The organism is Brachybacterium sp. ACRRE (genome assembly GCF_022346485.1).
GTDB classification, from domain to species: Bacteria; Actinomycetota; Actinomycetes; order Actinomycetales; family Dermabacteraceae; genus Brachybacterium; species Brachybacterium halotolerans.
Genome location: NZ_JAKRMO010000113.1, coordinates 1 through 5,921 on the forward strand (window position 1 = coordinate 1; position 5,921 = coordinate 5,921).

The following is a 5,921-nucleotide window of genomic DNA, read 5'->3' on the forward strand; positions in this document are numbered from 1 at the left end:
GAACACGTCCCGACTGCATGAAACTCTCGACTACCGCACCCCCGCAGCGGTCGAAGCGTCCTACACTCACCCCACGACGACCGCGCCCGCCTAACCACGGAACGAAACCCAGGGCGCTTCACATCCTGATCGTCGCGTTCACCTCGATCATGATGGGACTGCTCTCCGGGTCTCGCGTCCCCTACGACGCGGCCCGTGACGGTGTCTTCTTCCCCGTCTTCGCCCGCCTGCACCCGGAGAAGGAGTTCCCAGTCGCCGGGCTCCTTGCGATGGGCGCCGGCACCGTGGTCGGCTTCCTCATCGGTCGACTCACGGATCTCGCGGCTCTGATCCAGCTGCTGACGGCGGTGATGGTGATCGTGCAGGCCCTCGGCCAGATCGCAGCCGTGGTGATCCTGCGGCGGCGCGGACGCCCACGCCCATACAGCATGTGGCTGTATCCGCTGCCACTCGTCGTCGCCGGAGTCGGCTGGATCGCGGTGTACTGCTACTCCGACGCCGCGGCGCCTGGTCTGCATCCCATCGAGCTCTCGCTCGCGTGGGTCGTGGTGGGCGTGCTGTGCTTCCTCGTGTGGGCTCGGGTCGAGCGCTCGTGGCCGTTCGGGCCGCTTCCCGCGGCAGAGGAGCCCGAGACGGGTGAGCCGGGCGGGCTCTCGACGCTGGAGGACGAGGGTCGACGTGGCGAGTGACCGTGACGGCCTGATCATCGGCATCGATATCGGCGGGACCAAGGTCAGCGCCTGTGTCGCGGACACATCGGGATCGGTCCTCGCCGCTGCCGAGCACCGCGCGAAGCAGTCCGGGCGCGAGTTCGCCGACCTTCTGCCCGACGCCGTCGAGCTGGCTCGACGCTGCGTCCGCGAGGCGGTCGACAGAGGTCCTCATGAGAAGCGCGAAATCTTGGCGCTAGGGGTCGTCACGCCAGGCATCGTCACCGCGGAGGGGATCGCACTCGCTCCGAACAATCCGGGGATCTCCGAAGCGGATCCTTCGAGGGTGCTCTCCCGTGCCCTGGGAACAGATCGCGTATCTTGGGCGAACGATGTCAAGGCGGCCGCGCTCGCCGAGCATGCCTGGGGGTGCCTGAAGGGCGTGCACACCGGCGTCTTCGTGAACATCGGCACCGGAGTGTCGGCCGGTGCCGTGGTGAATGGTGAGGCGCTGTCGGGAGAGCATGGTGCGGCACTGGAGATCGGATCTCTCCTGCCGCGTGCTGGCGGCCCGTACCGCAGTGTGCGGGAAGGTGGTGCGCCACTCGAGGACCAGGTCTCGGGCCGCGCCCTGCGCGACGCGTGCTCGGCTGCTGGGCACGAGGAGCTCTCGGCGTCCGATCTTCTCGTGAGGGCTCATGCGCCCGACGTGGATGCTCGGGATCCTCTGACGGTGATCGGGCGAGATGCGCTCACGGAGGTCGCTCAGGCGCTCGTGACCGTGGCGATCGTGCTCGACCCAGGGGTGATCTCGCTGGGTGGGGGTGTCGTCACGGACGAGGTGTTCTCCGTAGTTCGTTCTCACGCGCGCACGGCGCTCGACACCTCCGTGCCCTGTCCTCCGAGGCTCGAGATGACCGCCCTGGGCGGCAGCGCTTCACTCCTAGGTGCTCTGCTGATCGCCTATAGGTCCTGGGGCGGCGAAGTTCCCGAGATGCTCGGCTGCGTCGGCTGCGGCGACCTATGAGTGCGCTGTGGTGTACCGGGATCGAGCTGGTGCGCGGCTGAGGTGGCATCCCGCCCCATCGACCGTGGAGTCTTCGTTTCGACGTCGCTGGGTGAGGTCACAACGCGCATACGGGCGTGAGACCTCACCCAGCGACATCGGCCGTCGGGCGTTCGGTGCGCATCGGGGCGCCCGGCCGTGGCCGGGCTTGTCCACAGCCAAGCAGTACTAGAACTAGTAGACGCGCGTACCATGCCGGCATGAGTGATGTGACCCGCACCGAACTGAATCAGCAGACCGCCCGGGTGCTCGCACGCGTCCAGGCCGGTGAGTCCATGACCGTGACGGACCGGGGGCGGCCGATCGCCCACATCACGCCTGCACCGGCGGACCGCCGCGCACGCCGGCTCGCCAGCGGTGCTCTGCGCCCTGCGAAGACCGGCGGGGTGCCGACCATCAGCACCCCGATCACGCAGTGGAGCACGGAGCAGATGGTCGAGGACATGAGGGGCGACCGTTCGTGATCTACCTCGGCACATCCGCCGCCTTCAAACTGCTGAGCCGTGAACCGGGGGTCGCGGACGTCGAGCAGCTCTTCGCCTCGAGAGAGCTGCTCGTGGCGTCGCGCCTGCTCGAGCTCGAACTGCATGCGACCGTCGACCGCCGCGGCGGGGCTCACGCGGATGTCGATGCGATCGTCGACCGCGTGGAGATCGACGCGGTCGACGACGAGGTGATGGAGCATGCGCTGTCGCTGCGGTCAGGTCTGCGGGCCATGGATGCTCTGCATCTGTCGACCGCGCTCCTCTACGGCGACCAGGTGGAGGGGTTCGCGACCTTCGATCGCGAGCTGGCCAGCGCCGCGCAGGGATTCGGGCTCGAGATCCTGCCTGCGAGGGCGTGAACCGGGGCTCGTCCCACACGTGGGCGAGCCGACGGCTCCTCACTCGCCCCAGGCCCGCACCGCCACCACGTGCGCTGCGGGCGCGCCGTTCGTCTCCTCGACGATCATGCGCAGCGACCTGGTCGTGACGGGACTCCGGAGGGGAAGCACCCGGTGGCGACGGCGGTTGTCGTCGAGTCGCGCGATCTCCTCCCAGACGCCCTCGCGGAGCACCTCGAGTCGAGCCGCGCGCACCAGGGTGGGCATGATCTCGGCCTCGGTGCGGTGATGGTGGAGGTTGATGAGGTCCTCGTTGACATCGTCGTCGAGCAGCAGGTCGACGGATGCGATGGTCTGCGGCTCCTCCCATGCGAGCGTCAGCACCGGCTGCGGATCGTCGGCGAGCGGCGCCGAGACCCACATGTTCGGCCCGCCGAAGGGGCGCGAGAATCCGCCGACGGCATGGCGGGGGGCGAAGGCCTGCGTGGGTGCGGTCGACCGGAAGCAGATGCCGGTTCCGTGGAGGGTCTCCTTCCACTCGCGCCACTGGGCCGAGTACCTCTCCTCGGGCGGCACCTCGCGGTGCAGCATCGTGACGGTCCCGGGCTCGGCGTGATCGCCGCGGTGCACGCTGAGCGACGGGTCGGCGCGGAGGACGACGAAGGCGTTGCCGGGGGAATCCGGCGTCCAGTCGAGTTGCGTCCGGACCCAGCTGCGCCCGGGACGGACGGGGACGCGCACGCTGCGCCGGCGCTCGTGGGGGAGATAGTTCTGCGGCTTGCTCGTGCTGTGCACCTCGAGGACCAGCTCGGTGTCCTGCTCGGCGTCGACGAGGATCTCCAGCTCGCCCAGGCCAGGGTCGGCAGGGAGGACGAGCCCCAGGTCATGGTCCAGGGGCAGACGGCCCGTGCTCCGTGTCGAGGCGAGCGTCCGCTTGCTCGAGCTGGCGGAGGCACGGGCTCGCAGGGCGAGGTTCGACGGATCCTCGTCCTGGACGCCGAGGACCGACGCGTCGGCCCGCACCAGTGCGCGCCGCAGCTCGGTGATGTGGTCGGCGGCCAGATCGCGGGGAGCGGCGCCGAGCCGTCCGGCGAGGGAGGCGGCGATCCCCGCCGACTCCCCGAGGATGGCGCACGTGGCCATCACGCGCGTCGTGCCGAAGGCGACATGGCTCGCGCTGATGTCGCGCCCGGCCATCCACAGGTTCGTGACGTTGCGGGAGAACAGCGAGCGCAGGGGGATGTGGTAGTTCCCGTCGGGGTGCCAATGCCGTGATCCGCGTTCGCCGGCGTAGACGCCGCCCACGGGATGCAGGTCGATCGACCAGCCGCCGAAGGCCACGCGATCCTCGAACTCGGTCTGGCCCAGCACGTCGTGCTGGGTGAGCACGTGGTCGCCCACGAACCGTCGGTACTCGCGCTTGCCCGGCACCGCGCCGATCCACTCGAGGGAGAGGCTCTCGGCATCGAAGCGGCCGGAGTTCTTGATGTGGTCCCAGATCCCGTAGCAGACGGCCTGCAGCTCGTCGCGGATCCGCTCGTTGTCGCGCACGATATCGAGGTCCCCGCCCCATTCGATCCACCAGTAGGCGCAGCCGTTCATGTCCTGGCGGATGACGCGGTTCTCGGGGATGGAGGTCTTCTCGATGTCGACCGCGAAGGACGGGGCGACGAACTTCTGCGGATGGCCGACGTCCTTCGTGTAGAAGAGGATCGTCGAGCCGAGCATGTCGTCCCCGGGATGCTCCGGTGCCCAGGACTCGCCGTACGTCCCGCGGTCCTCGCTGCCGCGCATGGATTCGGCCCCTGCGAGGTGTCCGACGAGCCCGTCGCCGCTGCAGTCGATGAACGTGGGCGCGCTGAAGCGGATCCTTCGTTCGGACCCGCTCATCCACCCGGTGACCGACCGGACCGTGCGGCGCTCGACCGGCCCGTCGGCTTCGACCTCCGTGACATCGGTGTTCAGGAAGAGGGAGATGTTCGGCTCCGCGCGCACCGTCTCGAGCAGCAGCAGGTCCCAGTAGTAGGGGTTGCCGTCGGGATTGCGGTACTGGTTCTCCACGAACAGCTCGCCCATGATGCCGGTCTCGCGGGCGAACATGTGGATGCCGTGGGCGGTCGCGCCGCACACCCAGACCCGGACCTCGCTCGAGGAGTTCCCGCCCAGCACGGGCCGGTTCTGCACGAGGGCGACGCGGCTGCCCTGCCGGGCGGCGCCGACGGCGGCGCAGATGCCCGCGAGGCCCCCGCCCACGACGACGATGTCCGCCGTGATGCTCTCGCTGGGGATCTCGGGGCTCGCAGAGGTCTCGGGGATCGCAGAGGTCTCGGGACGGGCCGCGGGCGTGTCGGTGCTGTCGCCGCTCATGGTCGTGTCCGTGCTCATCGGGCTGTCATCCTCTCGGAGGTGCGGGGGCCGTGGGAGTCCTGGGGACCTGGGGATCGTCAGGGGCGGCGAAGGTGCCGTCGTCGATGAAGCGCATGCTCGGGTCGGACGAGCGGATCTGCGCGACGAGCACCCACAGCAGGCTGGTGGCGAGGATGTCGCTCGCACGCCCCGCGTAGTACTGGGTCCAGACGGAGCCGTTGCGGATACCCGTGTACAGAGCGATGTCCGATGCCTCGGCGAAGGGCGAGTCGGGATCGCCGTGCAGGGCGATCGTGCAGGCCCCGGCGGTCTTCGCCCGTCGCAGGAAGTCGACGGTCGCCGCGTCGGTGCCGGAACGGCCCAGGACGATCACCGCGTCGCGGTCGGTGAGCGTGTTGGCGACGGCCCGCAGGGTGTTGCCGCCCGCCTCGTGGAACCAGGCCGCGATGCCGATGCGCAGCAGCCGCATCTGCAGCTCCCGCAGGGCGATCGCATCGCCCCATTCGGCGTGGAGGTGCACGTGCTCGGCGCGGGCGACCGTCGTGGCGGCACGTCGGAAGGGCCGCACGTCGATCGCGTCGGCGGCGTCGCGCAGGGACCGCGCGGCGGTGCCGGCGAGGATGTCCAGGACGTCGTCGGGGGAGTCGGACGGACTGATCGCCGAGCCGATGTCGCGCTCCCAGCCGGACTGCGTCGTGCGGCCGTTGTCCAGGGCGATCGCGGAGCGGAAGGCGGGGAACCCCGAGTACCCGAGCCGCGTCGCCAGGCGCGAGACGGTCGCGGCGGACGCCTTCGAGCGCGCGGCGATCTGCGTGATGGAGTCGCCGCCCGCGCGCAGAGGATCCTCCAGGATCACGTCGGCGATGCGGCGTGCGGTCGGGTTCAGCTGCTCGGCGATGTCGCGCAGTCGCTGGAGGGCTGAGGCGGACGGGTTCGGATCGTCGGGCGAGGATGTCGTTTCGGTGTTCACGGGTGCTCGATCGTCGTAGGGGAGGGGGGCGGATCGTCTCGGGGG

6 protein-coding genes are annotated in these 5,921 nt (G+C 69.8%); 4 read left to right on the plus strand and 2 right to left on the minus strand.

The window, feature by feature from the left end; all coding sequences use genetic code 11:
• Positions 1–17 precede the first annotated feature (17 nt).
• From MHY49_RS18655 to MHY49_RS18670, 4 genes are all read left to right on the plus strand, one after another.
• On the plus strand, positions 18–689 hold the full coding sequence (locus MHY49_RS18655; protein ID WP_255720102.1) for an APC family permease: 672 nt from the start codon (positions 18–20) through the stop codon (positions 687–689).
• Positions 679–1,677: an ROK family protein gene (locus MHY49_RS18660; RefSeq protein WP_239206677.1), complete on the plus strand. Its 999-nt coding sequence runs from the start codon at positions 679–681 to the stop codon at positions 1,675–1,677. Before MHY49_RS18655 ends, MHY49_RS18660 begins: the two co-directional genes overlap by 11 nt.
• 239 nt (positions 1,678–1,916) lie before the next feature.
• Positions 1,917–2,180: a type II toxin-antitoxin system Phd/YefM family antitoxin gene (locus MHY49_RS18665; protein ID WP_239206678.1), complete on the plus strand. Its 264-nt coding sequence runs from the start codon at positions 1,917–1,919 to the stop codon at positions 2,178–2,180.
• A complete protein-coding gene (locus MHY49_RS18670) occupies positions 2,177–2,560 on the plus strand; it encodes a type II toxin-antitoxin system VapC family toxin (protein ID WP_239206680.1) in 384 nt (127 codons plus the stop codon). The genes MHY49_RS18665 and MHY49_RS18670 overlap by 4 nt, the downstream gene beginning before the upstream one ends.
• A 39-nt stretch (positions 2,561–2,599) precedes the next feature.
• Here MHY49_RS18670 and MHY49_RS18675 read toward each other — a convergent pair whose 3' ends face one another.
• Together MHY49_RS18675 and MHY49_RS18680 are read right to left on the minus strand one after the other, a co-directional pair.
• Entirely contained in the window at positions 2,600–4,924 is a 2,325-nt protein-coding gene (locus MHY49_RS18675) for an FAD-dependent oxidoreductase (RefSeq protein WP_239206682.1), read from the minus strand.
• A gap of 7 nt (positions 4,925–4,931) precedes the next feature.
• Positions 4,932–5,921, minus strand: a 990-nt coding sequence (locus MHY49_RS18680; RefSeq protein ID WP_239206684.1) for a MurR/RpiR family transcriptional regulator, incomplete at its 5' end; no start/stop codon positions are given.

Coding starts and splice junctions, on each gene's coding strand:
- MHY49_RS18655 (WP_255720102.1), top strand. CDS start 18: ATGAAACTCTCGACTACCGCACCCCCGCAGCGGTCGAAGCGTCCTACA.
- MHY49_RS18665 (WP_239206678.1), top strand. CDS start 1,917: ATGAGTGATGTGACCCGCACCGAACTGAATCAGCAGACCGCCCGGGTG.
- MHY49_RS18675 (WP_239206682.1), bottom strand. CDS start 4,924: ATGAGCACGGACACGACCATGAGCGGCGACAGCACCGACACGCCCGCG.